This window comes from Paracoccus amoyensis, from assembly GCF_014490725.1.
GTDB classification, from domain to species: domain Bacteria; phylum Pseudomonadota; class Alphaproteobacteria; order Rhodobacterales; family Rhodobacteraceae; genus Paracoccus; species Paracoccus amoyensis.
Genome location: NZ_JACOQL010000004.1, coordinates 397,384 through 423,638 on the forward strand (window position 1 = coordinate 397,384; position 26,255 = coordinate 423,638).

31 protein-coding genes are annotated in these 26,255 nt (G+C 59.0%); 10 read left to right on the plus strand and 21 right to left on the minus strand.

What is annotated here, in order from left to right; all coding sequences use genetic code 11:
- Positions 1–34: 34 nt before the first annotated feature.
- Complete coding sequence (pip, locus tag H4P12_RS14460; RefSeq protein ID WP_187794363.1) at positions 35–1,006, minus strand: prolyl aminopeptidase; 972 nt, start codon at positions 1,004–1,006, stop codon at positions 35–37.
- A gap of 48 nt (positions 1,007–1,054) precedes the next feature.
- Here pip and ubiG point away from each other — a divergent pair, with 48 nt between their 5' ends.
- Positions 1,055–1,789 carry a bifunctional 2-polyprenyl-6-hydroxyphenol methylase/3-demethylubiquinol 3-O-methyltransferase UbiG gene (ubiG, locus tag H4P12_RS14465; protein WP_187794364.1) on the plus strand — a complete coding sequence of 245 codons (735 nt, stop codon included), beginning with the start codon at positions 1,055–1,057 and terminating at the stop codon, positions 1,787–1,789.
- Between the two features lie 33 nt (positions 1,790–1,822).
- Here the strand turns inward: ubiG and H4P12_RS14470 are convergent, their stop codons facing one another.
- From H4P12_RS14470 to H4P12_RS14480, 3 genes are all read right to left on the minus strand, one after another.
- Positions 1,823–2,308 carry a MarR family winged helix-turn-helix transcriptional regulator gene (locus tag H4P12_RS14470; RefSeq protein ID WP_246449301.1) on the minus strand — a complete coding sequence of 162 codons (486 nt, stop codon included), beginning with the start codon at positions 2,306–2,308 and terminating at the stop codon, positions 1,823–1,825.
- A 197-nt stretch (positions 2,309–2,505) separates the two neighbouring features.
- Positions 2,506–2,811, minus strand: coding sequence for a glutaredoxin 3 (grxC, locus tag H4P12_RS14475; protein WP_246449302.1), 306 nt, complete (start codon positions 2,809–2,811; stop codon positions 2,506–2,508).
- Positions 2,812–3,552: a ComF family protein gene (locus H4P12_RS14480; RefSeq protein ID WP_187794365.1), complete on the minus strand. Its 741-nt coding sequence runs from the start codon at positions 3,550–3,552 to the stop codon at positions 2,812–2,814.
- Positions 3,553–3,583: 31 nt separating this feature from the next.
- Between H4P12_RS14480 and H4P12_RS14485 the strand changes: the two genes are divergently transcribed.
- Positions 3,584–4,423 (plus strand): class I SAM-dependent methyltransferase, encoded by an 840-nt coding sequence (locus H4P12_RS14485; RefSeq protein ID WP_187794366.1) that lies wholly within the window; start codon positions 3,584–3,586, stop codon positions 4,421–4,423.
- Entirely contained in the window at positions 4,420–5,457 is a 1,038-nt protein-coding gene (gene hemH / locus H4P12_RS14490; protein ID WP_187794367.1) for a ferrochelatase, read from the plus strand. Before H4P12_RS14485 ends, hemH begins: the two co-directional genes overlap by 4 nt.
- 79 nt (positions 5,458–5,536) lie before the next feature.
- On the opposite strand, the gene H4P12_RS14495 is transcribed toward hemH, so the two are convergent.
- Positions 5,537–5,998 carry an Lrp/AsnC family transcriptional regulator gene (locus H4P12_RS14495; protein WP_187794368.1) on the minus strand — a complete coding sequence of 154 codons (462 nt, stop codon included), beginning with the start codon at positions 5,996–5,998 and terminating at the stop codon, positions 5,537–5,539.
- 117 nt (positions 5,999–6,115) lie between these two features.
- On the opposite strand from H4P12_RS14495, the gene phhA reads away from it, so the two are divergent.
- Positions 6,116–6,907 (plus strand): phenylalanine 4-monooxygenase, encoded by a 792-nt coding sequence (gene phhA / locus H4P12_RS14500; RefSeq protein ID WP_187794369.1) that lies wholly within the window; start codon positions 6,116–6,118, stop codon positions 6,905–6,907.
- Between the two features lie 11 nt (positions 6,908–6,918).
- Positions 6,919–7,257 (plus strand): 4a-hydroxytetrahydrobiopterin dehydratase, encoded by a 339-nt coding sequence (locus H4P12_RS14505; protein ID WP_187794370.1) that lies wholly within the window; start codon positions 6,919–6,921, stop codon positions 7,255–7,257.
- Positions 7,258–7,311: 54 nt separating this feature from the next.
- Here H4P12_RS14505 and H4P12_RS14510 read toward each other — a convergent pair whose 3' ends face one another.
- The 4 genes from H4P12_RS14510 to H4P12_RS14525 form a co-directional block, all read right to left on the minus strand.
- Positions 7,312–7,797 (minus strand): RidA family protein, encoded by a 486-nt coding sequence (locus H4P12_RS14510; RefSeq protein WP_187794371.1) that lies wholly within the window; start codon positions 7,795–7,797, stop codon positions 7,312–7,314.
- 70 nt (positions 7,798–7,867) lie between these two features.
- Positions 7,868–8,260 (minus strand): c-type cytochrome, encoded by a 393-nt coding sequence (locus H4P12_RS14515; protein WP_187794372.1) that lies wholly within the window; start codon positions 8,258–8,260, stop codon positions 7,868–7,870.
- Positions 8,261–8,263: 3 nt separating this feature from the next.
- The gene (locus H4P12_RS14520; RefSeq protein WP_246449303.1) at positions 8,264–9,859 is read right to left on the minus strand and encodes a flavin monoamine oxidase family protein; all 1,596 of its coding nucleotides are present in this window, start codon (positions 9,857–9,859) and stop codon (positions 8,264–8,266) included.
- A gap of 147 nt (positions 9,860–10,006) precedes the next feature.
- Positions 10,007–10,657, minus strand: coding sequence for a L,D-transpeptidase (locus tag H4P12_RS14525; RefSeq protein ID WP_187794373.1), 651 nt, complete (start codon positions 10,655–10,657; stop codon positions 10,007–10,009).
- Between the two features lie 237 nt (positions 10,658–10,894).
- On the opposite strand from H4P12_RS14525, the gene dalA reads away from it, so the two are divergent.
- Entirely contained in the window at positions 10,895–11,410 is a 516-nt protein-coding gene (dalA, locus tag H4P12_RS14530) for a divisome-associated lipoprotein DalA (RefSeq protein WP_187794374.1), read from the plus strand.
- Positions 11,411–11,479: 69 nt separating this feature from the next.
- Here dalA and H4P12_RS14535 read toward each other — a convergent pair whose 3' ends face one another.
- Together H4P12_RS14535 and H4P12_RS14540 are read right to left on the minus strand one after the other, a co-directional pair.
- Positions 11,480–11,995, minus strand: a complete 516-nt coding sequence (locus tag H4P12_RS14535) for a L,D-transpeptidase family protein (protein ID WP_246449304.1) — start codon at positions 11,993–11,995, stop codon at positions 11,480–11,482.
- Between the two features lie 64 nt (positions 11,996–12,059).
- Positions 12,060–13,283 carry a class I SAM-dependent RNA methyltransferase gene (locus H4P12_RS14540; protein WP_187794375.1) on the minus strand — a complete coding sequence of 408 codons (1,224 nt, stop codon included), beginning with the start codon at positions 13,281–13,283 and terminating at the stop codon, positions 12,060–12,062.
- A gap of 229 nt (positions 13,284–13,512) precedes the next feature.
- On the opposite strand from H4P12_RS14540, the gene H4P12_RS14545 reads away from it, so the two are divergent.
- Positions 13,513–13,884, plus strand: a complete 372-nt coding sequence (locus tag H4P12_RS14545) for a DoxX family protein (protein ID WP_246449305.1) — start codon at positions 13,513–13,515, stop codon at positions 13,882–13,884.
- Between the two features lie 9 nt (positions 13,885–13,893).
- Here the strand turns inward: H4P12_RS14545 and H4P12_RS14550 are convergent, their stop codons facing one another.
- From H4P12_RS14550 to hslO, 4 genes are read right to left on the minus strand one after another with little or no spacing between them, the layout of a single operon-like run.
- The gene (locus H4P12_RS14550; protein WP_187794377.1) at positions 13,894–15,750 is read right to left on the minus strand and encodes an ABC transporter ATP-binding protein; all 1,857 of its coding nucleotides are present in this window, start codon (positions 15,748–15,750) and stop codon (positions 13,894–13,896) included.
- Positions 15,747–16,931 (minus strand): CCA tRNA nucleotidyltransferase, encoded by a 1,185-nt coding sequence (locus H4P12_RS14555; RefSeq protein WP_187794378.1) that lies wholly within the window; start codon positions 16,929–16,931, stop codon positions 15,747–15,749. The genes H4P12_RS14550 and H4P12_RS14555 overlap by 4 nt, the downstream gene beginning before the upstream one ends.
- Positions 16,928–17,521 carry an NUDIX domain-containing protein gene (locus tag H4P12_RS14560; RefSeq protein ID WP_187794379.1) on the minus strand — a complete coding sequence of 198 codons (594 nt, stop codon included), beginning with the start codon at positions 17,519–17,521 and terminating at the stop codon, positions 16,928–16,930. The genes H4P12_RS14555 and H4P12_RS14560 overlap by 4 nt, the downstream gene beginning before the upstream one ends.
- A complete protein-coding gene (hslO, locus tag H4P12_RS14565) occupies positions 17,518–18,546 on the minus strand; it encodes an Hsp33 family molecular chaperone HslO (protein WP_187794380.1) in 1,029 nt (342 codons plus the stop codon). The genes H4P12_RS14560 and hslO overlap by 4 nt, the downstream gene beginning before the upstream one ends.
- Positions 18,547–18,698: 152 nt before the next feature.
- On the opposite strand from hslO, the gene H4P12_RS14570 reads away from it, so the two are divergent.
- Both H4P12_RS14570 and H4P12_RS14575 read left to right on the plus strand, forming a co-directional pair.
- Positions 18,699–19,151 (plus strand): NUDIX domain-containing protein, encoded by a 453-nt coding sequence (locus tag H4P12_RS14570; protein ID WP_187794381.1) that lies wholly within the window; start codon positions 18,699–18,701, stop codon positions 19,149–19,151.
- Entirely contained in the window at positions 19,148–19,984 is an 837-nt protein-coding gene (locus tag H4P12_RS14575) for a PhzF family phenazine biosynthesis protein (RefSeq protein ID WP_187794382.1), read from the plus strand. The genes H4P12_RS14570 and H4P12_RS14575 overlap by 4 nt, the downstream gene beginning before the upstream one ends.
- 16 nt (positions 19,985–20,000) lie before the next feature.
- On the opposite strand, the gene H4P12_RS14580 is transcribed toward H4P12_RS14575, so the two are convergent.
- From H4P12_RS14580 to H4P12_RS14595, 4 genes are all read right to left on the minus strand, one after another.
- Positions 20,001–21,236: a PP2C family protein-serine/threonine phosphatase gene (locus H4P12_RS14580; protein ID WP_343069837.1), complete on the minus strand. Its 1,236-nt coding sequence runs from the start codon at positions 21,234–21,236 to the stop codon at positions 20,001–20,003.
- A gap of 135 nt (positions 21,237–21,371) precedes the next feature.
- Positions 21,372–22,619: a threonine ammonia-lyase IlvA gene (gene ilvA, locus H4P12_RS14585; RefSeq protein WP_187794384.1), complete on the minus strand. Its 1,248-nt coding sequence runs from the start codon at positions 22,617–22,619 to the stop codon at positions 21,372–21,374.
- A gap of 38 nt (positions 22,620–22,657) precedes the next feature.
- Positions 22,658–23,332, minus strand: a complete 675-nt coding sequence (locus tag H4P12_RS14590; protein ID WP_187794385.1) for a hypothetical protein — start codon at positions 23,330–23,332, stop codon at positions 22,658–22,660.
- A 154-nt stretch (positions 23,333–23,486) separates the two neighbouring features.
- On the minus strand, positions 23,487–24,257 hold the full coding sequence (locus H4P12_RS14595; RefSeq protein ID WP_187794386.1) for a hypothetical protein: 771 nt from the start codon (positions 24,255–24,257) through the stop codon (positions 23,487–23,489).
- A gap of 189 nt (positions 24,258–24,446) precedes the next feature.
- Between H4P12_RS14595 and H4P12_RS14600 the strand changes: the two genes are divergently transcribed.
- Positions 24,447–25,670 carry an argininosuccinate synthase gene (locus tag H4P12_RS14600; RefSeq protein WP_187794387.1) on the plus strand — a complete coding sequence of 408 codons (1,224 nt, stop codon included), beginning with the start codon at positions 24,447–24,449 and terminating at the stop codon, positions 25,668–25,670.
- Positions 25,671–25,866: 196 nt separating this feature from the next.
- Here H4P12_RS14600 and H4P12_RS14605 read toward each other — a convergent pair whose 3' ends face one another.
- Both H4P12_RS14605 and H4P12_RS14610 read right to left on the minus strand, forming a co-directional pair.
- Positions 25,867–26,076, minus strand: coding sequence for a hypervirulence associated TUDOR domain-containing protein (locus H4P12_RS14605; RefSeq protein ID WP_187794388.1), 210 nt, complete (start codon positions 26,074–26,076; stop codon positions 25,867–25,869).
- Positions 26,077–26,098: 22 nt separating this feature from the next.
- The gene (locus tag H4P12_RS14610) at positions 26,099–26,248 is read right to left on the minus strand and encodes a hypothetical protein (RefSeq protein ID WP_187794389.1); all 150 of its coding nucleotides are present in this window, start codon (positions 26,246–26,248) and stop codon (positions 26,099–26,101) included.
- Between the last annotated feature and the right edge of the window lie 7 nt (positions 26,249–26,255).

The following is a 26,255-nucleotide window of genomic DNA, read 5'->3' on the forward strand; positions in this document are numbered from 1 at the left end:
CGAGCGTGGTTCCCCTTATCCGGCGCGGGCGCAGCTATCCTAGATCGCGCATTCCGTTCATCACGTTGACCAGTTCAACGGTAATGCGCGGTTCGGACAGGGCGTGCCCTGAAGCCGGAACCAGCCGTAATTCACATTTGTCCCAACTTTCGGCAAGTCGCCAGGCACTTTGCGGCGGGCAAACCATGTCATAACGGCCCTGAACGATGACAGCGGGCAGATGCTGTATCCGGTGGCGGTCGCGCAGAAGCTGACCTTCGTCAAGGAAACAGCGATTGATGAAATAGTGGTTTTCCAGCCGCGCAAATGCGCGGGCGTAATCTGGCGGGGCGTGGCTGACCGGCGATGATTGCAGGCCCGCCAGCGCATTTTCCCAAACCAGCCATGGCACGGCAAAGCGCCCCTGCAAGGTGGTGTCGTCACTGAACAGGCGCCTGTGATAGGCGGCGACCATGTCGCCACGCTCCTCCGATGGAACCGGTTTGCAGAACTGCGCCCAGTAGTCGGGAAAGAAACGTGCGACGCCGCCGCCGTAAAACCAGTCCAACTCCTCTTGCATGCCCAGAAAGACGCCGCGCAGGATCAGCCCCCTGACATGACCCGGATGCGCCTGCGCATAGGCAAGCGCCAGCGTCGCCCCCCAACTGCCGCCAAACAGCAGCCAGCTTTCGATGCCCAATGTCGTGCGGATCTGTTCGATGTCGCGGATCAGATGTTGCGTCGTGTTGGCCTCGACCGAGGCCGTTGGCCGTGACCGCCCGCAGCCGCGTTGATCGAACAGGACGACCCGGTAGTGTTCGGGGTCAAAGAAGCGTCGCATGAACGGACTGCATCCGCCGCCCGGCCCGCCGTGAAGCACCACGACAGGCTGGCCATCAGGGTGGCCGCATTCTTCGACATACAAGGTATGGCCATCGCCCACCGACATTCTGTGATGCGCAAAGGGCTCGCCCGCCGGGTAAAGGCGACCATGTGACACGGCGTTTTGTTCTGCCATTCTATCCATATTGTCAGTATAGAGCCAAGCGCAGGCGCCCGCCAGAAGGACAAAGTCATGACCAGTATCGACCCCGCCGAGATTGCCAAGTTTGAAGCCATGGCCGCCGAATGGTGGGATCCGAAGGGCAAGTTCAAGCCGTTGCACATGATGAATCCGGTGCGGCTGGATTACATTGACACCCAGATTGCGGCCGAGTTCGGGCGTGACCGGCGAAATCTGCGCCCCTTTGAAGACCTCAGGATTCTGGATATCGGCTGCGGCGGTGGTCTGGTGTCTGAACCGATGGCGCGGTTGGGCGCAACCGTTGTCGGCGCGGACGCGGCCGAGGGGAACATTGCCATCGCCACCCTCCATGCGCAGCAACAGGGGTTGGACATTGACTATCGCGCAACCACCGCCGAAGCTCTGGTCGATGCCGGGGAACGCTTTGACGTCGTTCTGGCGCTGGAAATTGTCGAACATGTCGCCGACCCGGCTGAGTTCATCGCCACCTGCCGCAACCTTGTCCGTCCCGGCGGCTTGGTCATCGCATCGACGCTGAACAGGACCGCGAAAAGTTTTGGTGCTGCGATCATTGGTGCCGAATGGGTCATGCGCTGGCTCCCCAAAGGAACGCATGAATGGAACCGGTTCATCACCCCGGATGAATTGAGCGGAATGGCATCCGCTGCGGGGCTGGATGTCGTGGACCGCTACGGCATGGTCTTCAATCCGCTGACCTGGGATTGGAGCCTGTCACATCGCGACCTGTCGGTAAATTACATCATGACGGGCCGGCATCCCGCCTGATGTCTGCCGGCGACAGTGAGTGGTTGACAGTGATCAGTCGCTGCCCTCGAGCCGCAAGCGCAGTTCCCGCAATACGGGCAGGGCGATGCGGACTCGCTCTGGGCCGATGTCGCTGACCACGCCACCGATCAGCGGCATGAAGGCGGCGATCGCGGCGTCACGGGCGGCGCGACCTGACGGGCTAATGGACACGAATTTGCGCCGGGCATCGTCCCAATCGGGGCGAATGTGGATATGCCCTGCCCATTCCAGCCGTGACAGCGTGTTGGTCATGGCCCCGCGCGTCACATGGAAAGCCTCTGCCAATTGGGCAGGGGTGCGTTCTTCATTCACATGCGCCAACAGGTTGAGAACCGAGAAATGCGAGATTTGCATTCCCCCCGGCAACGCCTTGCTGATCAGGTGGCGCGACAGTTGTTCGGCAATCAACACCTCGGCAAAGAGGCTGGCGGCCAGACTCTCTGTCGAAAGGGTCTTGTCTTTTTCGCGTGCAGTTTGGTTCATTGCCTGAACAGCCATAGAAGCATCATTTGCGATCTGGGAACGGAAGATGGAACCGTGCCCTATTGGGGTTTGCTTGGTCAAGTTGCCTAAAAGTTTGACTGCTTATCAAACTCTACTTTGCACTACATTTGCCACAACTGGTTGAAATAAAATATATTTCAACCGAAACCCCTTACAAATTCGCTGCCGGCCATGGGCAAAAGCCCGTCAGGTCAGACGATCTCACCGCTAAGCATTTGGTCCAGCTTGCCGTCGCGTTCCAGATCATAAAGATCATCGCTGCCGCCAACATGCACATCACCGATGAAGATTTGCGGAACCGAGCGCCGACCATTGGCGCGCTGCATCATGTCGTCGCGCAACTGCGGGTCGGCTGCGACGTTGATTTCATCAAAGCTGACGCCCTTCTGATTCAACAACGCCTTGGCGCGGACGCAGAACGGGCAGGTCGGCGTGGTGTAAATCGTGATCGCAGGCTGGGTCATCATCATTCCGTCAAGAACAGGTTCGGCATCCATTTAATCATTCTTGACCGCCCGCGCCAGCACCGCGACTGAAACAGATCCGGAACCGGCCTCCAAAAGCGCTTGTGTGGCCACAGACAGGGTCGCCCCCGAGGTCATGACATCATCGACCAGCAGCACCCGGCGTCCCGCCACAAATGCGACATGACGCGGGTGGATTACAATCGCATCCCGCAGGTTTTCAAAGCGGTCGGCGACACCGCGATGATCCTGCATTTGCGTGTGCTTTCGACGGATCAGCAGATCCGGGCGATGTTCAAGGTCACAGGTCCGCGACAGATGCGCAGACATCAATGCGGCCTGGTTGTACTTTCGCTTGAACAATCGCCGCAAATGAAGGGGAACCGGGGCAACGATCATGTCTGGCCGGATCAAGGGGCGCGCGGCGCTGGCAAGCCAACCGGCCAAGGCGGGGGCCAGATCGGGCCGGTCGGAATGCTTCAATGACAAAACCAACTGGCGACCGATACCTGAATACACCAAAGCCGCCCGCCCGTTGGTCCATGGCCGCGCGATGGCAAGGCAGTCATCGCAGGTCAGTGCGGCATCCGCCGTCTGCGCCGCGCCATCATCCGGCAACGGTGCGCCGCAGCGATGGCAGCATGTGCCGGTAATGAAACGCGTATCCCGCCAGCAATCGTGGCAAAGATCGGCCTGCGTGGCGGTGGACGCGGTGACCGACGCGGCGCAGCCGAGGCATTGCGGCGGATATATCAGATGCAGCACGCCTTTCATCGCCCCACGAAGCATCTTATGTTGCAGCCCCATGAACACCCTCGCAGATAACGGCCGTCCGGCCTTTACCGACCGCGCCGCATTGCTGCGTCAACGGCAGCGGGCCTTGCGGTCGGGCTTTGTCGATATCTTCCATCGAATCGCAGCCGATGAGATTCACGATAGGCTGGCGGATGTTAACAGAACCTTTCTGAAGCCCGCCATCGTCACGGGTTTCCCGGATTTCTGGCAGGCCGAGTTTCCGAATGCGACCATCGTCAGCGACGAGGCCGTGCTGGAACTTCAGCCGGGCAGCTATGATCTGGTCATTCACGCCATGGCGCTGCATTGGGCTGATGACCCGGTCGGACAGATTGTGCAATGCGCCCGTGCCTTGCAACCGGATGGATTGTTCATCGGCGTGATGTTCGGCGGGCAGACCCTGCAAGAGGCGCGGTCGGCCCTTGCCCAAGCTGAATCCGAAGTATCGGGTGGCTTGTCGCCACGTATCCTGCCGATGGGCGAAATCCGCGACCTAGGTGCGTTGCTGAGCCGGGCCGGGCTGGCGCTGCCGGTCGCCGATCTGCTGCCCCAACGTGCCAGCTATCGTGATCTTCTGCATCTGGCGCGCGATCTGCGTGGCATGGGTGAGGGGAACGCCATGGCTGCCCGTCTGCGCCATCCTACCAAAGCGCAGGTTTTTGCGCATGCAAACTCCATCATGGCCGCACATCATTCTGACCGCGACGATCCGTCCCGTGTCGCCGTAACCTTTGATCTGGTTTTCTTGACCGGATGGGCGCCCGCGCCAAATCAACAAAAACCGCTTCGTCCGGGCTCGGCACAGAAAAGCCTTGCAGACGCCCTGGAGGAGATCAGGAAGAAAACATGACGCCAGCCACCGCGCCCGCGAACCACCAGAAAATCAACGCCGCCAAAACCGGGATCCTGATTGCCAATCTGGGCACGCCGGATGGGTATGATTATTGGTCGATGCGGCGCTATTTGAACGAATTCCTGTCGGATAAGCGTGTGATCGACCTGCCGGCCTGGAAATGGCAGCCGATCCTGCAGGGGATCATCCTGACCAAGCGTCCCTTCAGTTCCGGCGAAAATTACAAGCTGATCTGGAATGAGGAAAAGGGTGAAAGCCCACTGATGACCATCACCCGCGATCAGGCTGATGCCCTTCGCATCCGCGCCCAACAGGAATGGGGCGATCAGGTGATGGTCGAGTTCTGCATGCGCTATGGTAATCCTTCAACCGAGGATGTGCTGGATCGTATGGTCAAGGCAGGCTGCCGCCGGATCGTCTTTGTGCCACTGTATCCACAATATGCGGGCGCGACCTCGGCCACGGCGAATGACCAGCTTTTCCGGGCGTTGATGAAGCAGACCTGGCAGCCCGCCGTCCGCACCATTGATCCTTATTTCGATCGCCCGGATTACATTGCCGCGCTGGCCGATTCCGTGCGCCGTGTGCTGGGCGACAAAAAACCGTCAAAGCTGGTCGCGTCCTATCACGGGATGCCAAGGCGTTATTTGGAGCAGGGCGACCCCTATCATTGTCATTGCCAGAAAACGACGCGATTGCTGCAGCAGGCATTGGGGTGGGAAGATGGTATCATCGACACAAGTTTCCAATCCGTCTTCGGCCGCGAAGAATGGCTGCGCCCCTATACGGTCGAGCATGTGGCTGAACTGGCAAAGCAGGGGCACACGGATATTGCTGTGATTTCGCCCGCTTTTGCGTCCGATTGCATCGAAACGCTGGAAGAAATCAATGGCGAGATCCGCGAGAGTTTTGAACATGCGGGCGGTCAGGATTTCACCTATGTCCCGTGCCTGAATGACCATCCTTCGCATATCGAGGTGATCATGAATATCCTGCGTGAAAACATCGGTGGCTGGGTGTCAAAGAGCTAAGTCTGCGCCCGTTTCTGTTGGTGCACCGGGGGTTTCACACCCCCGGACCCCCGTGGGATATTTCTGCCAAGATGAAGGGTTACACTGGCATCGCCGTGGTGTATTTCGTCTGACGCAGCACGAAATTCGTGACCGTTCCGCGGACGATGCCAAGGGCCAGCAGGCGGCGCATGATGAAATGCTCTAATCCTTCTGGGTCCGGGGCCACGATCTTTAGCAGGAAATCCGAGGTTCCGGTGATTGTTGCACATTCGATGACCTGATCTTCGGTTCGCACGAAGCTGTCGAATTTGCCGATCGAGGCCTCGGTATGGTCCAGCAGGGACACCTGCACATAGGCTATGGCATGCAAGCCTGCCTTGATGGGCGGCACGATGGCGACCTGTCGCGCGATATAGCCTTCGTCGATCAGCCGTTTGACCCGCCGCCATGCGGGTGAGGCCGACAGGCCGGTCTTTTCGGCCAGGGCTTGGGTCGACAGCGTCGAGTCGCGTTGGAGCAGCCTGAGAAGGTGGCGGTCTGTTTCGTCAAGGTCGGGCAATATTTTTCCTTTGTTGTCGAAGCTATAGAAAAATTTACCAGATTATCTGTCGGAGCATCCCTCTGAGGCAAGAACTTCCGTTAAAATTCGGTAGAATATTGATGGGAGGACTGCGACATGCCAAAATCAACCGAATACGAGGCCAAAATACCGGATGGCGATGGCTTTATCAGCTATGACGCCGAAGAAAACGGGGTCTGGCACGATCTGATTACACGCCAATTGCCCGCCGTGCAGCAGCATATGGCGCGGCCTTATCTGAACGGCTTGCAGATATTGGACATGCCCGTGGAGCGTGTTCCGCAATGCTCCGACATTTCTGCTAAACTGTCGGCATTGACGGGCTGGAAGGTTGAGCCGGTTCCGGCGCTGATCGGTTTTGGAAAATTCTTTGGGATGCTGGCGGACAGGACATTTCCAGCCGCAAGTTTTATCCGCAAGCGCAAGCATTTCGACTACATCGAAGAGCCTGACATCTTCCACGAGATTTTCGGCCATACGCCGTTGCTGACCGACCCGGCCTTCGCGGCCTTCAGTCAGGCGATTGGTGAGGCGGGCACGCGTTGTGACAAGGCTGACTATAGCTGGCTGATCCGGCTATATTGGTTCAGCATCGAATTTGGGTTGATGCGGGAAAACGGACGGCTGAAGGCGCTTGGTTCCGGGCTTGCAAGTTCAATCACAGAGCTGCCTTGGGCACTGTCGGACGGTCCCGAGCACAGGCCATTCGATGTGATCGATATTCTGCGCACGCCTTACCGGATCGACATTCACCAGCCGGTTTACTTTGTGATCGACGATCTGCAGGATCTGTTTACAGCGGCCGAACGTGATCTGCTGGCCGACGTCGCGCAGGCGCGCAGCCTTGGCCTGCATGACCCGAAATATCCACCGAAAGAGGCTGCCTGATGGGGGCGACGATGACGACATCCGATCTGGCTGACAAGACCTGCGAACCCTGCCAGGGTGGCATGGCGGCCTATGACGCAGACGCGGCGCGGGCCATGATGGATCAGCTGAACGGCTGGATCCTGTCGGACGACGCCACGACTATTACCCGTCGTTTTGAATTCAAGGGCTTTGCGAAGGCGGTCGAGATGGCGAACCTGGCTGCGTGGTTGGGCAACAAGCAGGGGCATCATCCCGATATCAGTTTTGGTTGGGGGTATTGCCAGGTCAGGTTCACCACGCACGAGGCGGGCGGCCTGACAGAAAATGATTTCATTTGCGCGGCTAAACTGAACGCGCTGGTTGCCTGACGAAAAAAGGCCCGTCCAGCTGTCTGGACGGGCCTATTATATTTTGCGCGTGTTTCAGGGACGAACGGCGGTCACTTCGATTTCGACCAGCCAGTTCGGGTTCACAAGGGCATCGACCACCATCGCCGAACGTGACGGCAGGTTCGGTTGTGCCTCTGTGCCGAAAAATTGCGTATAACCGTCCATGAAGCCGGAAAAATCAACGGCTTCACCTTCCGGGGCGACCAGGAATGCCTGCATCTTGACGACATCGCCCATGGTCAGGTCCATGCTTTCCAGTGTCGCCTGGATCGTGTTCAGCACGCTGACCGTCTGGGTTTCCATATTGCCCCATGCCTCGGGCGAGGCGGGATCAGCGGCCTCGTCCACGACTGATGGTACGACGCCGCTAAGGTGAACGGTGGTCTTGCCGCCGGGAATCTCAACCGCCTGCGAGATGGGGAAATCCGAATCCGGGATTGGATGGCGGATCACGTCTTGCGCAGAAGCGGCCAAGGGTGCGGTGATCAATGTGGCGGCGATTGCAAAGGATTTGAACATTGTTTTCCTCATCTAGTGTCGATAGCTGGTGCAAGAGCCGGTCAGGCTCTTGCTGCGTTCATGCGAGGGCTCAGCGCGATTGCGCGACATAGGCGGCGTCGGTTTCGCCTTCGAAATTATTACCCAGATTATGGCGGATATAGTTCACCACCGATGCGATCTGCGCATCATCCAGATAGCTGCCCAAAGGTGGCATCGCTTTTTGGCCGTTGATGATCAGATAGATCGGGTAATCCGCAGCCTCCAGATTGGCGTTGCCAGCCAGTGCCGGATAGGCGCCGGCGCCGATGGCACCCGCACCGTCGGGCATATGACAGCCCGAACAGATGGCGTTGTAAATCGCCTCTCCGTCCGTTTGGGGCAAGCGTTCCGAGGTGCCGCTTTGCACGAAGTCCTGTGCCGATGCAGCGCCCGACAGGGCAAGTGCGGCCGCAAAGACGGTCAGTGAGATATGACGTTTCATGGCTCAGTTCCCTTCTGGTGCAGGTGCGGCGGCTTCTGCCCCGGTGACGGTGGCATGCAGACGCTTGACGGCATTCAGCGCGGACAGAATTGCACCTTCCTGCCATGCGGGCAGATCGGACATATGTTCGCCCGCCATCAGCGTGCGCTGATCCATCTTGACCGCGTCGGCATAGTTGGCGGCCTTGTCGTGCCAGATACCGTAACAGCCCAGCACCCATGGCACGCGATGCCATGCGACGGAAACGCCGTTCGAATATTCCTCGCGATATTGCGGGTGGATCTGCGAGCCGTATTCCAGCGCATGTTCGATCCGTTCTTCCGGGGCGATCGCGTTGAACTGATAGGATGCAGCGCCCCACGAATAGCAGCCCAGCAGGACGCCGGGGCCATCGCTGAAGAAATCGGACGAGGGATAGGAAATCAACGTGATCGGAAGATTGGTATAGCTGATGCCGCCAAAGATATGATCATCCTGTTCCCAGAAGCGCCGCTTGAACTCCAACCCGATCTTGATCGAGGTTTCGTAATAGACGCTGTCAATCGCGGACTGCATCTCGCCCGAGAAGTTGTTTTCGATCTGACCAAGGATCGAAAATGGGATGGTGCAGATGCAATAATCCGCCGTGACCGTTGTTTCTTCGGTGCCGCCATTGGCTGAGACATAGGTCGCCTCGACCCCGGTATCGGTGCCGTTGATGCGGATGACCTTGGCGTTATAGGTGACGATATCGCCGATTTCGCGGGCGAAGGCCTGGGCGATCATGTCCATGCCGCCAACGGGCTGGAAGATGGCCTGTTGGTGATCGATGGTTTCACCGACCAAAAGATCCTTCCACAAGCGACCTTGCACAATATCCTTGAGCGAGATGATGTCCGAAGGTTCCGGTGCAGGGTCATCGCCACCGCCCGGTTCCACGGCCCAGCCACGATACAACGAAACGGCGTCAGATTTTACATATTCCAGATCGTCATTCAGCACGCCATAGGACTTCAACGACGTGACCAGCGCCTCGGCATCTTCCTCGGTCACAAGTTCGTCCAACTTGTCCTGATGCACCGCCTTGGCCAACAATTCGGCGATCTGACCGCGATAGTCGGCCTGAATTTCGCGGAAACGCTGCGGTTTGCCTTCGAATGCCTCACTATTATGCAGATAGGCGTAATAGTTTTGTTGGATAAACGGCTCCAACTTGACGCCGAATCTCTTGCAGTAATCCAGGACGGCGTGGTGATCGGTCGGAATACGCCATGGGCCGCCGTTCAGGTAATTCCCTTCGGCGAATTTCACGTCCTGCTTGAAATCACCCAACTCGGTATAGGTATCACCACCGCGCAGCGTCCAGCAGCGCCCGCCGGCCTTTTCGCGATATTCCAGAACCTGAACCTTGTAACCTGCCTTGCCCAATTCATAGGCCGCGGTCATGCCCGCCAAACCGGCACCCAGAATCAGAACCGAGGCGCCTTTGGGATCACCAGTCAGTTCCAGCGGCCCTTCGTAAGACGAGGTTCCCGCATAGCCCATGCCTGCCATCGCGGTATACATTGCTGACGCACCCGCCGCATAACCGACCATTGTCAGTAAGTGGCGACGCGTCATCCCAGCTGTGTTTTCCATCGCGCCTCTCCCATGGTTGAGAGTGCAGTGGGCGCCTGTCAGGCAGGATTGTCAACCTGCACCGTATCAGCAGGTTACGGGTAGAAAGGAATAGAAAAGGGGCCAATCGGCCCCTTTCGTCATGCGGTGTCAGATGATCAAAACCTGCGTGCCGACTTTGGTCAGGCCAAACAGTTCCTTGATATGTTCGTTATACAGACCAATACAGCCGTTCGACGACTTGCGGCCGATCTTGCGCGTGTCATGCGTGCCATGGATGCGGTAATACTGCCAGCTTAGCCACAGGGCATGGGTGCCCATCGGGTTATCTGGTCCGGGTGGAACAAAGTCCGGCCAGGACGGATTGCGGGCCTTCATTTCAGGGGTTGGTGCCCAGCTGGGGCCTTCGACCTTCTTGATGATTTCGGTCCGTCCAGTGCGGGTCAGATCTTTGCTGACCGGGATCGAGGACGGATAGACGCGATAGGTGTTCCCGTCCTCGGCCCAGAAATGCACGGCGCGCGAGGTCAGGTCGGCAAGAACCGCGCCATTCGTCAGATTGGAAAAATGCGGGCGCCAGTCCTGCGCATGCCAGCTGGAAATATTGTGGCGCTGATCGGATTGCGTCTCATATTGAACCGCGCCGGCGTCAGGTGTCGCCCCCGTGGTCGCGCCATAGATCGGCTGACCGGTATAGGGGTCGATTTGCTGCGCGACTGACGGCAGCGCCAGTCCAGCAGCCCCAAATGCAGCAGCCGTGCCAAGGAACGCGCGACGGTTGAGAGCAGGAGATTTGCTCATCTTGAAAAGTCCTTCGTTCTGGATAGCCGCTCTTTTTGGGGGACGGCTTTGAATTACTGCGCCTCATGCAGCAGAATATATATACGCTGTCAGGGTCGTTCGGGCAATTCCGCGCCATATCAAACTGGTGTTAGCGGCGAAGATGTCACAGATAAAATTCTCACGCATTCTTTCGTTTGAAGGGCTGTGCGTGACCCTGTAAATCAGAGGCAATAAGAATATGAGGGATGGCGGTAAATGCTGAATTTCAAGGTGATTGCGATTGTGTCGCTGTTGGGCCTGACGGCTTGCGCCCCGCGGACGTTGCCTCAACAGGCTGGCCCGGATGGTCAGGCACTGCCGGTGGCTTACCAGATCGACGCCCGTGAATCGCAACAGATTCCCACACGTGTTTTGGGGCAGGTCAACACGCTGCGCGGCAATGTTGGCGCACCTCAGCTGATGCTGAACCCGCAGCTTTCGGCAGCGGCGCTGGCACATTCGCGGGATATGTCGGCGCAGAACCGTGCGTGGCATTGGGGGTCGGACGGGTCATCGCCGTTGGATCGTGCGCGTCGTCAGGGATATTCGGGCGGCATTGTGGGCGAGAATATCTCGGAAACCTATGAAAACGATGTTCAGACGCTAAGCGCGTGGATGGCGACGCGTGACACGCGCGACATTATCATGGACTCGACTGCGACAAATCTGGGCTTTGGCTGGTATCAGGAACCATCGGGCAAGATCTGGTGGACATTGCTGACCGGCAATTGACCGGGGCGGTTTATAAACAACGAAGCCCCGCAAATGCGGGGCTTTTTTCATGCGGAACATGGCAACCGATCAAGGGTTGATGACAATCGGAATCCCGCCACGGACCATTGCGTAAACTTCCTCGATCTCGTCGTCCTTCAACGCGATGCAGCCGGCGGTCCAGTCACGGTTCTTGGGTGCAAGACGTTTGCCCTCCGGTCCCCAGCCGTGAATGAAGATGTCACCACCGGCCCGACGGCCCAATGCCTCGGCAAGCTGCGCGTCATTCGGGTTGGGATAAGACACCCCGACCGACAGGTGATAGCGGCTTCGCGGATTGAAGCGGTCGATGAAATAGACGCCTTCCGGGGTCTTGCCATCGCCTTCGAACTGTTTGTGACCAAGCGGCTGGTTACCCAGACCGATGTTATAGGATTTCAGCACGGTTTGATTGTGCAGCAGATACATGCGCCGGTCGCCCTTGTTGACGACGATCTGCGTGACGGCTGGGCCATTATAGCTTTTGAACTTTGATGGTGGCTTTCCACAAGCCGCCAACAAGGCCAGCATCGAGAAGGTAACGGTGCGGCGGGTTGCGCGGTACATCACTGCCTCTGAACGTTTCTTGGATTTTTATGAGGACTGAATATCACGAAATCGAGTGATTTGGCTAGGTTCTGATGAACTCTGCGACAGTTTCTACATGCGGCGACCAGCGGAATTGATCGACGACCAACATGCGCGTCATCTTGAACCCGCTATCGGCAAGAATTTGCGCGTCCCTTGAGAAATTCACAGGATCACAGGCCACAAAGGCGATTTTCGGAACATCGGATGCCGCGATCTGGCACACCTGAGCCTCGGCTCCGGCCCGTGGGGGATCAATCACAATCGCGTCAAATCTGTTCAGCTCATCCGGCAACAGCGGATTCCGGGCCAGATCGCGAATCTGTGTCGTAACCCGATTCAGACTGCCGGCTGACCGCCATCCCGTATCCAGCGCGCTCAGCGGTGCGGCCAGACCTTCGACCGCATGGACGCTGGCCCTTTCGGCCAGGGGCAGGGTAAAGGTGCCGCAACCTGCGAACAGATCGACGATGGCCGACGCACCTTTTGTAAAGTTGCGCACGGCTGCCAGTAACGCCGCTTCGCCATCGGCTGTGGCCTGCAAAAACGCGGCAGGCGGCGGCACGACCATTGCCCGTCCCATCGGCAGGGCAGGGCGGCGGCGCGTAATGGTCTGACCGTCCCAATCCAACCGCGCCAGATCACCTTCTTCGGCCAACCCGGCAAGCGTTTGGAACAACGTCGTCTCCATGGGCTTGCCACCCGTGACCGCGACATCCAGTCCGGCAGGGCCGTGAATAGCCGTCAGCGTCAATTCCGCTGATCGCGACGCACCGACCACGACCAGTTTGCGCAACAGGGGCAGCGCCGCCGTAATTTCCGGGCGCATGACATGGCAGGCTTGCAGATCGACGATCACGTCCGATGCACGGGCGTGAAAGCCCAGCAATGCGCCTTTCTTCGTTCGCCGTCCTGAAAGAACGGCGCGACGACGCGAACGCGGCGGAGACGTGTGAACGCCCAGAATCGGCGCAGACAGGCCGCGTGCAGCCAGCGCGGCTTCCACCACCTGCTGCTTCCAGCGGGTCGTGAACCCGTCGCTGGCATGCATCAGGGAACAGCCGCCGCAGGCACGATAATGCCCGCAAATCGGCTTTACGCGCTCTGCTGACGGCGTCAGGATTTTGGGCGCGGCAATGCGGCCGTCCGCGGGCTCACCCTCGATCACCTCACCGGGCAGGGTCAGCGATGCCAAAGCCCGCGCATCGCCAGACACGGCAACGCCGTCACCTTTGCGCCCCAGTCTTTCGATGGTCCATTGCGTCATTGGTTTGGCTTGCGAAGTAAGATGGCTGGCCGCGTTGGCATCGTGGTTTCCAGATTGCGTTGATTACTGCGTCAGTTGGCGAATTTCCGGTTCGGTTCAAGCCCCAATTAAGCTGAAGCGCCATATCGCGACGGGTATGCGAAGGGGCTTTCCCCATGCAAGGATGTGACGACGTAAAGCCGCCTTATGAAACAATGGAACGATCAGGATGTATGGAATAGCGCTGTTGATGGCTCGGCTGCTGATGGGAGTGCCTTTCATAATATGGGGCACGATGAAGTTGCGTGGCGGAGAGGCGAAGTTGGTCCCGGTTCTTGCCGGGCTTGGCTTGCCTGATGCCAAGGCGTTGGCATATCTGGTCGGGTTTTGCGAGTTGGTCGGGGGGCTTGGCATCGTGCTGGGCTATCCGCTTCATACATTCAGCGTGCTGTTGGGCTTGTGGTGCATTGTCACCGGCTATGTCGGACATCGGAACGACGTGAACGCTCTGTTGTCGCATATCTGCATGGCGGGTGGCTTTTTTGCGCTGGCAGTGGCCGGGGCCGGAGCAATCGCGCTGTTTGGAGGCGAGCCGACAGGCGTGCTGGCTGACGTGCAGTAAGTGCGGCGTTTAGACGGCGCGGGACAGTTCTTCGTCGTCGGTGCCCAGAAAGCCGCCTGATTGCCTGTTCCAGTAACGCGCATAAAGCCCGTCTTTCGCCAGCAATTGATCATGGGTGCCCTGTTCGACGACCTGACCCGCATCCATGACAATGATCCGGTCCAGTTCGGCAATTGTGGACAGGCGGTGGGCAATGGCCAAGACGGTCTTGCCGGCCATCGCGCGGGTCAGGGCGTCCTGCACCTGCGCCTCGACTTCGCTGTCCAGCGCACTGGTTGCTTCGTCCAGCACAAGGATAGGGGCATCCTTCAGGAAGGCGCGGGCCAGCGCGATCCGCTGACGCTGACCGCCGGACAGTTTCACCCCACGTTCGCCCAGATGTGCGTCATACCCCTTGCGTCCGGCGAAATCCTCAAGCCCCAGAATGAAATCATGGGCCTCGGCCGCGCGGGCTGCGGCTTCTATTTCTTCCTGCGAGGCATCGGGGCGACCATACAGGATATTATCGCGGGCTGACCGGTTGAACATCGCGGTTTCCTGCGTGACCATGCCGATCTGCCCGCGCAGGCTTTCCTGCGTCACATCCCGGATATCATGGCTGTCGATCCGGATCGCGCCCTTTTCGACATCATAAAGCCGCAGCAGCAGTGCCACCAACGTCGATTTCCCGGCACCCGAGGCGCCGACGATGCCGATTTTCTCTCCGGGTCGGATATGCAGATCGATATCCTGCAAACCGCCTGCACGCCGGCCATAGGCAAAGCTCACATGGTCAAAGTCGATCTGACCTGCCACGCGTTTCAACGTCAGTGCATCGGGCTTATCAGTCAGCGCATGTGGCGGTGACAGGGTCTGCATCCCGTCCTCGACCTCGCCAATGCTGCCCCAGATGCCCATCAGCGCCATGCTGACCCATCCGGTCATCTGGCTAAGTCGCATCGAGATCGCGCCCGCGGTCGCCACATCGCCGGGCGTCGCAATGCCATCGCGCCACAACAGCAACGACCCGCCGACAAGGATCACCGGCAGGATGCCCGCAATCACCATCAGCGACATGCGAAACGCGCTGCTGATGACGCCGAAATCCAGCGCGCGTTCGCGGAAGCCGGCCATGGCGCTTAGGGCCTCGCGATCCTCGTGCTTTGCATGGGCGAACAGTTTGACGGTTTTGATATTGGTGATCGTGTCCACAACCTGTCCCGTCACCATGGCGCGGGCTGATGCACGCGCCCCGGATTTTGACCGGATGCGCGGCAGGAAGAACTTGATCAACGCCAGATAGGCGCCAAGCCAGACGATCAATGCAATCGCGCCCCAGCCATCGACCGAGATCAGGAAGGCCGCCGATCCAACCACGGATGCCAGCGCAAAGGCCACGACATTGACCATTTCCGTCGCCACATCGGTGACGGCGCGGGCGGTCTGCATCTGTTTCTGTGCCAGTCGCCCCGCGAAATCGTTGTCAAAGAATGTAACCGAATGACCCATCGTCCAACGGTGCAGGCGCGACAGAACCAGAGGCATGATGTTTGGCCCAACGATGACACTGGACGTCGCTGTGGACAGGCCGAAAATGATCGGGCGCAGGATCAGGAAAAAACCAATGAAAGCGGCGATCACCAGGGCACTATCAGCCATGATCGTGTCAGGGCTGCCGGTCGCGACCGCATCAACGACCGCCCCCAGCAAAACCGCCGCAACAACATCGGCAATCCCGCCCAAAGCCGAGGCGATGGCCGCAAGCGACAGTCCGCCCCACGCCCCCGACAGACACCAGCGGAAAAAGGCCAGCAACGTGTTGGGCGGCGGCCCAGCGGCAGGCCGGAACGCATTAATCATGCGGCCAAGGCGGCGATGCAGGGTCATTGTTCCGCTCCAGCTTGCCGACCGGCGGCGCGTGCCACGGCCAACAACTCATCGCGGTTGGCCTGAAAGCCGGTTTCAATCCAATGCTCATCTGCCGCGCGCAGGGCGATGCCAAGCGCCGGGCCGGTCATCGCGGGCATCAGGTCGGCCGCGCTGATCGGCAGCTTTTGCGAATGGGCATGGTCAATCTGATGGTTCCAATCGGTCGGAACGTCGCGGCCAAGCGCCAGGCGATACAATGCCAATTGCCGCGCCAGCTGCTTGTCGCAGGTATAGGCAATCCGTTCAAGGTCATCATCGCGCGCTACAAGTCTCTGTAAATGCAATATGTTTTCATTGGTGTCATTGCTGAGCCGCATCGACTGTCGTGGGTCATCGGCTTGCAATGTTGCAAGACGCAGGACCCAATCCGGCAGGTCTTCGATTTTCAGCAGGGAGTCCAATACCTCAATCTTTGCACCGGGCAGGATGTGCTGCAACACACCGGTGACATCCATCAGATGCAGCGCATCACCGGGGGCAGGGGCGGATAGCAGTTTGCGCATCTCATCCCCGATCCGCTCTTTCGAGATGCGGTCAAGACCGTGTGCAAGTTCCGCGCAGGCCGCCACTGCCTCGGGGTCGGCGGCCCCGGCTGCGCCATACCATGCGTGAAACCGGAAAAAGCGCAGGATGCGCAGGTAGTCTTCGGCAATCCGGGCGCGGGCATCGCCCACAAAACGCAGCCGCCGCGCCATCAGATCGGGTAGCCCGCCGATCGGATCCAGAACACGACCATCTGCGGTTGCGTAAAGGGCGTTCATCGTGAAATCCCGCCGCCGCGCGTCATCCGCAATGTCTGTCGAGAAGGACACGACGGCAAACCGCCCATCGGTTTCGACATCGCGGCGGAAGGTCGTGACCTCGAAACTGCGCCAGCGGTCACTGTCGGGCGTGATAATCGTCACGGTGCCGTGGTCAATCCCTGTTGGCACGGCTTTCATGCCCGCGCTTTTGGCCAGTTCTGCCACGCGTCCGGGCAGCGCGTCGGTGGACAGGTCGACATCTGACACATCGTCGCCCAACAGCGCATTGCGCACTGCACCGCCGACGATCAGCGCCTGATGGCCGGCATCGGTCAGCAGGGACAATAGCCGTTGCAGCCCCGGTGAAGACAGAAAGTCGCCCTCGATCCTGGTCATGCCTGCATCCTGAGGGCCAGGCCCAGCAATATCCGCGCCGTCGCACCCCACAAATAATAGGGGCCATAAGGGGCAACGTGATAGTTGCGCCAGCCGTCGCGCCAGCGGCGTTTTTCAATGCGATAGTTGGCGGGATTGCAGACATGAGCAAAGGGCAGGGTAAAGACTTCTTCAACCTCTCCCGGCTCTGCCACAGGGGTGAAGGGGCCGCGGATGATGCCGACCAACGGTGCGACGGAAAAGCCCGTCACCGTTCGATGCGGGGGCATCGCACCCAGCATATCAACCTGCGAGGCGGCCAGCCCGACCTCTTCCCATGCTTCACGCAGGGCGGCGGCGGTTTCATCGGCATCGCCGGGATCGACCTTGCCACCGGGCAGGGCGATCTGCCCCGGATGATGGCGCAGGCCGGATGCCCGTTTGGTCAGCACCAGCCGACCGTCATCCTCGTGAAATGCAGCCAGCACACCGGCAGGGCGCAATGTCCCCGTCGGTGGGATGACGTCGGCATTCAGATCAAAGTCCGAACTTGGCCCGGCCGGACGCGACAACGCCTGACGCAAAGCATCCTCGGACCAGATCAGGCTCACTCGGCCACCTTTCCATCGCTGGATTCCAGCGGCTTGCCATCGGCATCCACCGTCGCCTCGAACCCAAGGCTGGCCGGATCGAATTCGTAATGCGCGCCGCAGAACTGGCAATCTGCGGTCACGATGCCCTGTTCGGTGGTCATATGGGCAATGTCCTTGGCCGAATAGATCGCAAGGGTGCCGCGAACGCGATCAGCCGTGCACGAACATCCGAATTCCACCCGCTGAGGGTCGAAAACCCGAGGGGTCTCTTCGTGGAACAGGCGCAGCAGCAGGTCGGTCGGGCCGACGGTCGGGCCGATCAGCTCCAGCGTTTCGACGGTATCCAGCAGAATATTGGCCCGGTTCCAATCCTCGGATTCCGCACCTTGCAGGATATCGGCAGCCTCGATCAGGCCGCCTTCGCCGCTGCCGCCATTCTCGCTGGCATCCATCGGCTGCGCAGGCAGGGTTTGCAGCATGACGCCACCCGCACGCCAATGCCCCGCCTGTCCCGACATGCGAGAGAATCCGTTGGCAAGTTCAAACCGCGTCGGCAATTGTTCGGATTGCGCGAAATAGGTCTGTGCACAGGCCGACAGCGAACCGCCCGTCAGGGGCGTGATGCCCTGATAGGGCAGCGAACCTTCGCCCTGATCGATCAGGATGGCAAAATAGCCTTCGCCGATCTGCTCGAACGGGTCGCGATCATCCAGACGTTCCTGATCAAAGCTGGCCCAGGCACGAAGCCGTGCCGGGGCGCCTTCGGTTTCCGGCGCATAGTAATCGGCGGCCAGCGTGCGGATGGCACCGCTGCCGCGCACCTGCAAGCTCAGCTTCCAGCGCAGCTTCATGGTCGGACCGATCAGCGCCGCCAGCAAAGCCAGTTCAGCGACCATGGCGCTGACTGCCGCGGGATAATCATGGCGCGACAGAATCTGGTCCAACACACCGTCCAGCCGCGCAATGCGGCCACGAATGTTCGAGCGGTCAAGCTGAAAGGGCAGAACGGTGTCGTCCCAGGCAATCTGGTTAATCGTGCTCATGGCGTATCCCTGAAATCTTGTAGGCCCGGATCAAAACCAGGCAAGTCGACTTTCAATATAGGACATTCATCACCGATCCCAAGGGGCACAACGGACCTTTGCAGGCGCGGTCGGGCGCGGTAAGCCATTCGAAACCAACACAAGGAGCGGAGATGATCCCGCGATATGGCACGCCACCGCTTTCGGGACAGGTCTATCGCCGCCGCCCGGGGGCCTATGCGATCCTGCATCGTGATGGCCGCTTGCTGATGACCCATCAAGCGCAGCCATCGCCGGAATTTCAACTGCCCGGCGGCGGTATCGATCCGGGTGAAAACGTGATTGCCGCCCTGCATCGCGAGGTGTTTGAGGAAACCGGCTACAGCATCGCCGGACCGCGTTATCTGGGCGTCTATCGCCGCTACGCCTACTTGCCGGATTATGGATATTATGCCGAAAAGATGTGCCATATCTGGCTGGCCCGCCCGATCCAGCGTCTCGGCCCGCCGTCAGAGCCGCATCATTCGGCAATCTGGATGGCGCCACGGGCCGCTTATGATGCGCTGCCGGATGAGGGTTCACGGGCAATGCTACGCCGATCAGGATTGATCACAGGGGTAAAATGAAACAGTTCGAATATCGCCAGGTGGACGTATTTTCCACAACCCCCCTCATGGGCAACCCCTTGGCGGTCGTGTTGGGGGCCGACGGGTTGTCTGATGAGACAATGGCGCGTTTCGCCAATTGGACCAACCTTAGCGAAACGACATTTCTGCTGACACCCACGATGGCTCAGGCCGACTATCGTTTGCGGATATTCACGCCATCCAACGAGCTGCCCTTTGCCGGGCACCCGACCTTGGGATCATGCCATGCCTGGCTGGATGCAGGCGGCATACCCAAGGGGGGCGATATTGTTCAGGAATGCGCCGCCGGACTGATCCGTATTCGCCGCAATGATGGCGGTCTGGCGTTTGCCGCGCCGCCATTGGTCCGCTCGGGCTCGCCAGATCAGGCGACGCTGCGACATGCCATGGACGGGCTGTCGTTGCGGCCCGATCAGGTGATCGGCGCGCAATGGATTGATAACGGTCCCGGCTGGCTGGGCTTGCTGCTGAAAAGCCGCGCCGACGTGCTGGCAATTCAGCCTGATTACGCGAAACTTGCAGGGAGCAAGATCGGTATCGTCGCGCCGTGGAGCCGCAGCGAAGATGGCGATGGCGCTGATTTCGAGGTTCGCGCATTTACGTCGGAAGGTCGCGAAGACCCCGTCACCGGCAGCCTGAACGCCAGCATCGCCATGTGGTTGATCGGCAGCGGATTGGCGCCGCCGTCCTATGTCGCTGCACAGGGCACGCGGCTTGGTCGGGCGGGTCGGGTGCAAATCTGGCAGGACGGGGACACGATCTGGGTCGGAGGAGAGGTGGTCACCTGCATCACAGGACAGGTTTGGCTGTAATCATCAAATCATCACCCTAATGCGCCTGCGCGGGCCGGGTTGGCCCCAGATATTCGATCAGGACGGCGGACATGTCGTCCTGCCGGTCGCCCCGGCAATATTCAGATACCGACCAGGCCATCGATTCCAGAAACGCATGCCCACCCAGAAAGGCATTGGTGCGCAAGATCGCCTCTAGCCCGTCCTCGCCCAGAGACCGGCCAGATGGGTTCATCGCCTCGCTGATTCCATCGGATGTAATCAGCAAGCGATCCCCAGGCTGTAGCTGCAGGCTGACCTCGTCAAATATCGGGCGTTCGAAGACGCCGATGGGCATGCCACCATCGCCAATTTTCTGAACCGCTCCGTCAGTGCGTTGCAGCATTGGATGAGGATGTCCTGCCTGCAAAAGCTGAACCTGTCCGGTGACGTGGTTCAGTTCGGCGTAGATCATGGTGAAATAGGTGTCGGTGCACATCTCCTCTAGCATCATGTTGTTGAAGAAATGGGCCAGTTGCGCCGGTGGCACCGCATCCGCCCCCGATTGTGCCCCGCGTAACGCGACATTCTGTTCGGCGGAACCGGACAGGTGGACCGAAAGCTGCGCGCTGAGCAGGGCTGCGGTCACCCCATGTCCCGACACGTCCAGCGCATAGATGCCAACCCGTTCCCGCCCAATGGGAAAAAAGCCGACCAGATCGCCGCCGATATGGCCGGCTGGCCGCAGCATCAGCGAAATCTGAATCGGCCCGAAGCGACCAGACCGTTCGCGGACCAACCCCTGCTGCAGCATTCGCGCCTCTCGCAGGTCGCGGTCGATGGCTGTCTGCGCGTCCCGCAGCTTGTCCAAAGCACTGCGCAATTTGGCGTTGCTGGCCCGTAATTCCCCCTCGACCCGCAGGATGCGTTCGCCCGCGGCCAACCGGGCAATCAACTCGACTCGCGTGATCGGTTTGGTCAGAAAATCATCCGCGCCCGCATCCAGCCCAACTGCGATTTCCTCATGCATGCGATGGGCGGTCAGCAGGATGAAATAGCCATAGCTGTTTCGCGGCAACGCGCGAAACGCGCGGCAAAGCTCTACCCCCGTCATGCCGGGAACTGACCAGTCGGACAGAACGAAATCCGGCTCAACCGTCTTGCAGATTTCCAAAGCCTCCGGGCCTGTCAGCGCTTCGACCACATGATAGCCTGCCAGGCGTAGCTGTATCCCGAACAATCGCCGCTGTGCGGGGTTCGCTTCGACCAGCAGAACAGTGCGGGCGGGGGGCACAGCGTCGCCGGCCGGGATTTTGTCAGAGTGGGAAAGATTCGCGGGCTTCATGCGCCGTGTTTACGGCGGGCACCGTAAAGATCAGGTAAACCGAAAAGTTATAAAGCCGCCACGATCAGATGGCGGCTTTAGTCGTCAGACCAGCAGTTCGGCCAATATCTCATCATTGGTAATGTCGCGATGCGCGATTCCCGCCTGCGCCAGACGCTGCGAAAACGTGTGCAGATTGGACGGATCGTTGGTTTCGATCCCGATCAGGATCGAACCGAAGTTCCGGGCCGATTTCTTCAGATATTCGAACCGCGCGATATCATCATTCGGCCCCATCAGTTCCAGCAACTCGCGCAGCGCGCCCGGTCGTTGCGGCAGACGAAGGACAAAGTATTTCTTTATGCCGGCAAAGCGTTGGGCACGCTCTTTCACTTCTGGAAGGCGCTCGAAATCGAAATTCCCGCCCGAACAGACGCAGACAACCGTTTGGCCGCGCAAATCGCCCAGATCATCCAGCACGTCGACGGTCAGAGCCCCAGCCGGCTCCAGAACGATGCCTTCGATGTTCAGCATATCCAGCATCGTGCGGCAGATGCGGTCTTCGGGGGCCAGATGCACGTCGGACGGCTTGAACCGACGCAGCGTTTCAAAGGGAAGGGCGCCGATACGGGCAACCGCCGCGCCATCGACGAAGCTGTCCACGGCGGGCAGGGCGACGGGGGCACCTGCCTCCAGCGCGGCTTGCAGGCTGGCGCCGCCCAACGGCTCGGCAAAGGCAAAATCGGTCTCTGGCGCACTGTCGCCAAGATAGCGCACGACGCCAGAGGACAGACCGCCCCCACCCACCGGCAACACGACCAGATCAGGCGCAACGCCAAGCTGATCCAGAATTTCCAGCGCGACGGTCGCCTGCCCCTCGATGATGTCAGGCGCATCGAAGGGAGAGATGAACTGCGCGTCCTGTTCAACGGCAAAAGCCTGGGCTGCGGCAAGCGTCTGATCGAAATAATCGCCGGTCAGGACGATCTCGACGGAATCGCCGCCGAATATCTTGGTCTTGTCGATCTTCTGCTTGGGCGTCGTCACGGGCATGAAAATCGTGCCCTTCGCCCCGAAGTGGCGACAGGCATAGGCAACGCCCTGCGCGTGATTGCCCGCGCTGGCGCAGACGAAATGCGCATTCGTCGCCCCACCGGGCGTCATCAGCTTGCGAATGGCATTGAACGCGCCGCGCAGCTTGTAGCTGCGCACCGGGGTCAGATCCTCGCGCTTCAACCAGATATCCGCGCCATATTTCGCGGATAAATGGTCGTTGCGCTGCAACGGGGTAGGCTCGAACAGGTCGCGAATCGCGGCCTCGGCCTGACGGACGGAGGCGACAAAGTTTTCCATGAATTGCCCATGAACCGATTAGATTGGATTGGCAAGTGTCAGCGCAATGGCATGCCCTTGGCATAATGGCCGTAAAGCGTGGTAACCAGACTAATGCCAAAGGCGACCGATGACAGACCGATGGTAAAGATAAAGACGAACGGAAGCAGCGGCCAGGACGTCAGAACGGTATCTGGTTCCAAAGGCGTCATGAAACGCCCAATGATTTCGGTCGCCAAGAACGTATAAACAAACTCGGCCACCATCAGGATCAGCGCAATCTCCAGCAGGGTCAGCCAGCTACGTTTGTGGGCAGCGAAGACGCTTTGCACCGGGGTTCCAATCGCCAAGGCTGGTAATCTTGCGAAAAGCCTTAGTCCGATGGTCGCCGTCAGCAGGTGGATGACCATTGAAAGGATATAATAGCTGATGACTGCCGTCGTGATGTCGTTTGTTGCGATGAGTGCTTTAAAGAGTACCTGCCCGATCACCAAAATTGTGGCGAACGAAATCACTGCGAAAATGATCAGGATGGGTATAGAGTAGACGGCGTAGGCCAGAACTTCTCGAACATGACAGCGTGGTATCCAGGCGAACGTTTCTTCTAACAGGATCATGCGGTGAAAGTTCACCGCCATCCAGAACAGGCATCCGAAAGAGATCCCGAAAAGTGCAATAGCGGCCAGTTTTGACCCAACCGGATGCGCATAGCTTCCCAGATAAGGGGTCAGCATGACAAGTGTGCTGGCAAAGATCAGGCTTGGAAGTAAAAATATTCGTATTGTTTGACCAAAATCTCTGAAAATATTAAGGAATGCGAACCGGATAAGACGAAATGCAAGCATCGAAGAGCTCTATGTGACTGCTGGGCGATGGAGTGCATGCGGCCTAAATGCTTGTCCGCAGCTGCCGCCTTTCAACGAAATACCCGTAAAGGGTCGTCAAGACCGACAATGAGATGAACATGTAAATCCACAGCACCGCGATGGTCAGCAGCAGAATCAGGATGCTGACAAGGAACGGGGTCGCGGGACCTGTTGGAACCATGGTGATCAGGTTGATCGGGATCTGCAGCAGCGCCATCAGAACGCCCAGCAACAAGAACGTCCCTGTATTGCCTGCCGTCGCCTTCCATGCCGTTGTGATGGCATCGGGTGCCCCGATGGCGGCGGCGGGCAGGGCGACGCCAAGGCGCAGCGATGCCACCATCAAGGCCAACATGATCGCGATGCCAAAGGCAAAGGCAAGGACAAAGGTGATCCCTGCCGATCCCAAAACCCCTGCGATGATCTGAAACGTCGCTGCAGCCAGAGCGAGCGGCACCAGAAGAAGGATGGCGATAAGGATCGCCGTCCCGATATAGCGCAGAACAGCATTCATGGGCAATCTGGGCAGGATCGACTGCGGCTGGTTCAGCAGGACAAAGCGATGCCAGTTCACGGCGATCCAGACGAAGGGCAACAGCAGGAAAGCGACCAGTAATGGCAGCGTGACAAATGATGCGTTACCGGTTGCGTTGTTCGCGCCGATTGCGGTGAAGATTGTGGCGATGGCGCCAAAAAACTGGATCAGCAGCGGCAATGCCGAGATGTTCACCAACTGTCGAAGGTTTCCAATGACCTGAAGAAACGCATGTGTCAGAATATTGATTGCCAGCATGACCGACCCTTTGTGAATATTTTCCAGACGACTAGAAGCCCTGACATCGGCCGACAACTGGAAACCGGTTCGTCTGGGCGATTGTTCAGCATATGTTGTCACTTAGACGCCAGCATGCGGACGCCATCCCCTTGTGACAGCCGGGGAAACGTCCTATGCCCTTTTGCGAAATTCCGCAGGAGTTAACGCATGTCTGACGCGCCGAAGAAAGTCGTCCTCGCCTATTCGGGGGGGCTGGACACCTCGATCATCCTGAAATGGTTGCAAACCGAATATGGGTGTGAGGTCATTACCTTTACCGCTGATCTGGGGCAGGGTGAGGAGTTGGAGCCGGCGCGCGCCAAGGCGGAATTGCTGGGCATCAAGCCTGAAAACATCCACATCGTCGACGTGCGCGAAGAATTTGTCCGCGACTATGTTTTCCCGATGTTCCGCGCCAATGCCCTGTATGAAGGGCTGTATCTGCTGGGCACCTCGATCGCGCGTCCGCTGATTTCCAAGCATCTGGTGGATATCGCCCATCAGCACGGCGCCGATGCCGTGGCCCATGGCGCCACAGGCAAGGGCAACGATCAGGTCCGGTTCGAGTTGTCGGCCTATGCGCTGGACCCGTCGATCAAGGTGATCGCGCCGTGGCGTGAATGGGATCTGACCAGCCGCACCAAGCTGCTGGAGTTTGCCGAGGCGAACCAGATCCCGATCGCCAAGGACAAGCGCGGTGAAGCGCCGTTCAGTGTCGATGCCAACCTGCTGCACACCTCCAGCGAGGGTAAGGCGCTGGAAAACCCGGCCGAGGAAGCGCCCGAATATGTCTATCAGCGCACCGTTTCCCCCGAGGATGCGCCCGACACGCCCGAATATATCGAAGTCACCTTCGAGCGCGGCGATGCGGTTGCCATCAATGATCAGGCGATGTCGCCCGCGACCATTCTGACCGCGTTGAACGACTATGGCCGCAAACACGGCATCGGCCGTCTGGATTTCGTCGAGAACCGTTTTGTCGGGATGAAGTCGCGCGGTATCTATGAAACCCCCGGCGGCACCATCCTGCTGGAGGCCCATCGCGGTATCGAGCAGATCACGCTGGACGCGGGGGCAGGCCATCTGAAAGACAGCTTGATGCCGCGTTATGCCGAACTGATCTATAACGGTTTCTGGTTCAGCCCTGAGCGCGAGATGCTGCAAGCCGCCATCGATAAATCGCAGGAACACGTCACCGGCACCGTCCGCCTGAAACTTTACAAGGGTAACGTGAACACCGTTGGCCGCTGGTCCGATCATTCGCTGTATTCCGAGGCCCATGTGACTTTCGAGGACGACGCAGGTGCCTATGACCAGAAAGACGCGGCAGGCTTCATTCGCCTGAACGCGCTGCGGTTGAAACTGCTGGCCGCCCGGAACGCGAAGTTCTGATGGTGCTTCATCCGCGGGTTCGTCGGGTCCAGCGGATAAATATTCCTTCCCCCGGTCCGATGACGGCACTGGGGGCAGGGTATTTGCCAGCATTCCCAAGATGAAAGACCTGTCGGCACTTGCGATCAGATCGATGAACGATTGCAAGCCGCGGTTGGTATGGTCACGGTGAAAAACGGCTGACCAAGGCTGGCGATCACACCTTGGTCAACGCGCTACCTTTATGGGCTGCAATGTGATCGGTGGTGTCGCTTTTGATCTCATATTGCGGGTCGCTTTCCGAGGCGTGATGCGTATACCCCTTGTAGTCGAAGTTGCTGACATGCACCGCGATAATGGTTCCCGACACGCGACCCGCTTCCGAATTCCAGCTGACATGATCGCCGATATTGAAACGTTTGGTCATGCCTGCTGCCTTTCCGCGCCGGTCACATGACCAGCGCCTTTTTCGCCTGCCCATGGCGCCGCGCCAGGTTGCGAGCCTTGCGACCGGGGGCGAAAATCCGGGCGCCTGCGACAGGGGCGATATGTTCGTCCAGTTCAGGGAAAATCGTAAAGATTTCATCACGCGCTGCCAAGCTTAGG

Bases quoted from the DNA above. Each gene is read 5' to 3' on its own strand.
- H4P12_RS14480 (WP_187794365.1), bottom strand. From the start codon at position 3,552: ATGAAAGGCGTGCTGCATCTGATATATCCGCCGCAATGCCTCGGCTGC.
- H4P12_RS14535 (WP_246449304.1), bottom strand. From the start codon at position 11,995: ATGTACCGCGCAACCCGCCGCACCGTTACCTTCTCGATGCTGGCCTTG.
- H4P12_RS14550 (WP_187794377.1), bottom strand. From the start codon at position 15,750: ATGACCCTGCATCGCCGCCTTGGCCGCATGATTAATGCGTTCCGGCCT.
- H4P12_RS14540 (WP_187794375.1), bottom strand. From the start codon at position 13,283: ATGACGCAATGGACCATCGAAAGACTGGGGCGCAAAGGTGACGGCGTT.
- H4P12_RS14510 (WP_187794371.1), bottom strand. From the start codon at position 7,797: ATGTTCAAATCCTTTGCAATCGCCGCCACATTGATCACCGCACCCTTG.
- hslO (WP_187794380.1), bottom strand. From the start codon at position 18,546: ATGAGCACGATTAACCAGATTGCCTGGGACGACACCGTTCTGCCCTTT.
- H4P12_RS14600 (WP_187794387.1), top strand. From the start codon at position 24,447: ATGTCTGACGCGCCGAAGAAAGTCGTCCTCGCCTATTCGGGGGGGCTG.
- H4P12_RS14525 (WP_187794373.1), bottom strand. From the start codon at position 10,657: ATGAGCAAATCTCCTGCTCTCAACCGTCGCGCGTTCCTTGGCACGGCT.
- H4P12_RS14520 (WP_246449303.1), bottom strand. From the start codon at position 9,859: ATGACGCGTCGCCACTTACTGACAATGGTCGGTTATGCGGCGGGTGCG.
- H4P12_RS14505 (WP_187794370.1), top strand. From the start codon at position 6,919: ATGACGACATCCGATCTGGCTGACAAGACCTGCGAACCCTGCCAGGGT.
- dalA (WP_187794374.1), top strand. From the start codon at position 10,895: ATGCTGAATTTCAAGGTGATTGCGATTGTGTCGCTGTTGGGCCTGACG.
- H4P12_RS14605 (WP_187794388.1), bottom strand. From the start codon at position 26,076: ATGACCAAACGTTTCAATATCGGCGATCATGTCAGCTGGAATTCGGAA.
- H4P12_RS14515 (WP_187794372.1), bottom strand. From the start codon at position 8,260: ATGAAACGTCATATCTCACTGACCGTCTTTGCGGCCGCACTTGCCCTG.
- H4P12_RS14590 (WP_187794385.1), bottom strand. From the start codon at position 23,332: ATGCTGACCCCTTATCTGGGAAGCTATGCGCATCCGGTTGGGTCAAAA.
- H4P12_RS14485 (WP_187794366.1), top strand. From the start codon at position 3,584: ATGAACACCCTCGCAGATAACGGCCGTCCGGCCTTTACCGACCGCGCC.
- H4P12_RS14470 (WP_246449301.1), bottom strand. From the start codon at position 2,308: ATGGCTGTTCAGGCAATGAACCAAACTGCACGCGAAAAAGACAAGACC.
- pip (WP_187794363.1), bottom strand. From the start codon at position 1,006: ATGGATAGAATGGCAGAACAAAACGCCGTGTCACATGGTCGCCTTTAC.
- phhA (WP_187794369.1), top strand. From the start codon at position 6,116: ATGCCAAAATCAACCGAATACGAGGCCAAAATACCGGATGGCGATGGC.
- H4P12_RS14545 (WP_246449305.1), top strand. From the start codon at position 13,513: ATGGCTCGGCTGCTGATGGGAGTGCCTTTCATAATATGGGGCACGATG.
- H4P12_RS14575 (WP_187794382.1), top strand. From the start codon at position 19,148: ATGAAACAGTTCGAATATCGCCAGGTGGACGTATTTTCCACAACCCCC.
- H4P12_RS14555 (WP_187794378.1), bottom strand. From the start codon at position 16,931: ATGACCAGGATCGAGGGCGACTTTCTGTCTTCACCGGGGCTGCAACGG.
- hemH (WP_187794367.1), top strand. From the start codon at position 4,420: ATGACGCCAGCCACCGCGCCCGCGAACCACCAGAAAATCAACGCCGCC.
- H4P12_RS14595 (WP_187794386.1), bottom strand. From the start codon at position 24,257: ATGCTGGCAATCAATATTCTGACACATGCGTTTCTTCAGGTCATTGGA.
- ilvA (WP_187794384.1), bottom strand. From the start codon at position 22,619: ATGGAAAACTTTGTCGCCTCCGTCCGTCAGGCCGAGGCCGCGATTCGC.
- grxC (WP_246449302.1), bottom strand. From the start codon at position 2,811: ATGGATGCCGAACCTGTTCTTGACGGAATGATGATGACCCAGCCTGCG.
- H4P12_RS14570 (WP_187794381.1), top strand. From the start codon at position 18,699: ATGATCCCGCGATATGGCACGCCACCGCTTTCGGGACAGGTCTATCGC.
- ubiG (WP_187794364.1), top strand. From the start codon at position 1,055: ATGACCAGTATCGACCCCGCCGAGATTGCCAAGTTTGAAGCCATGGCC.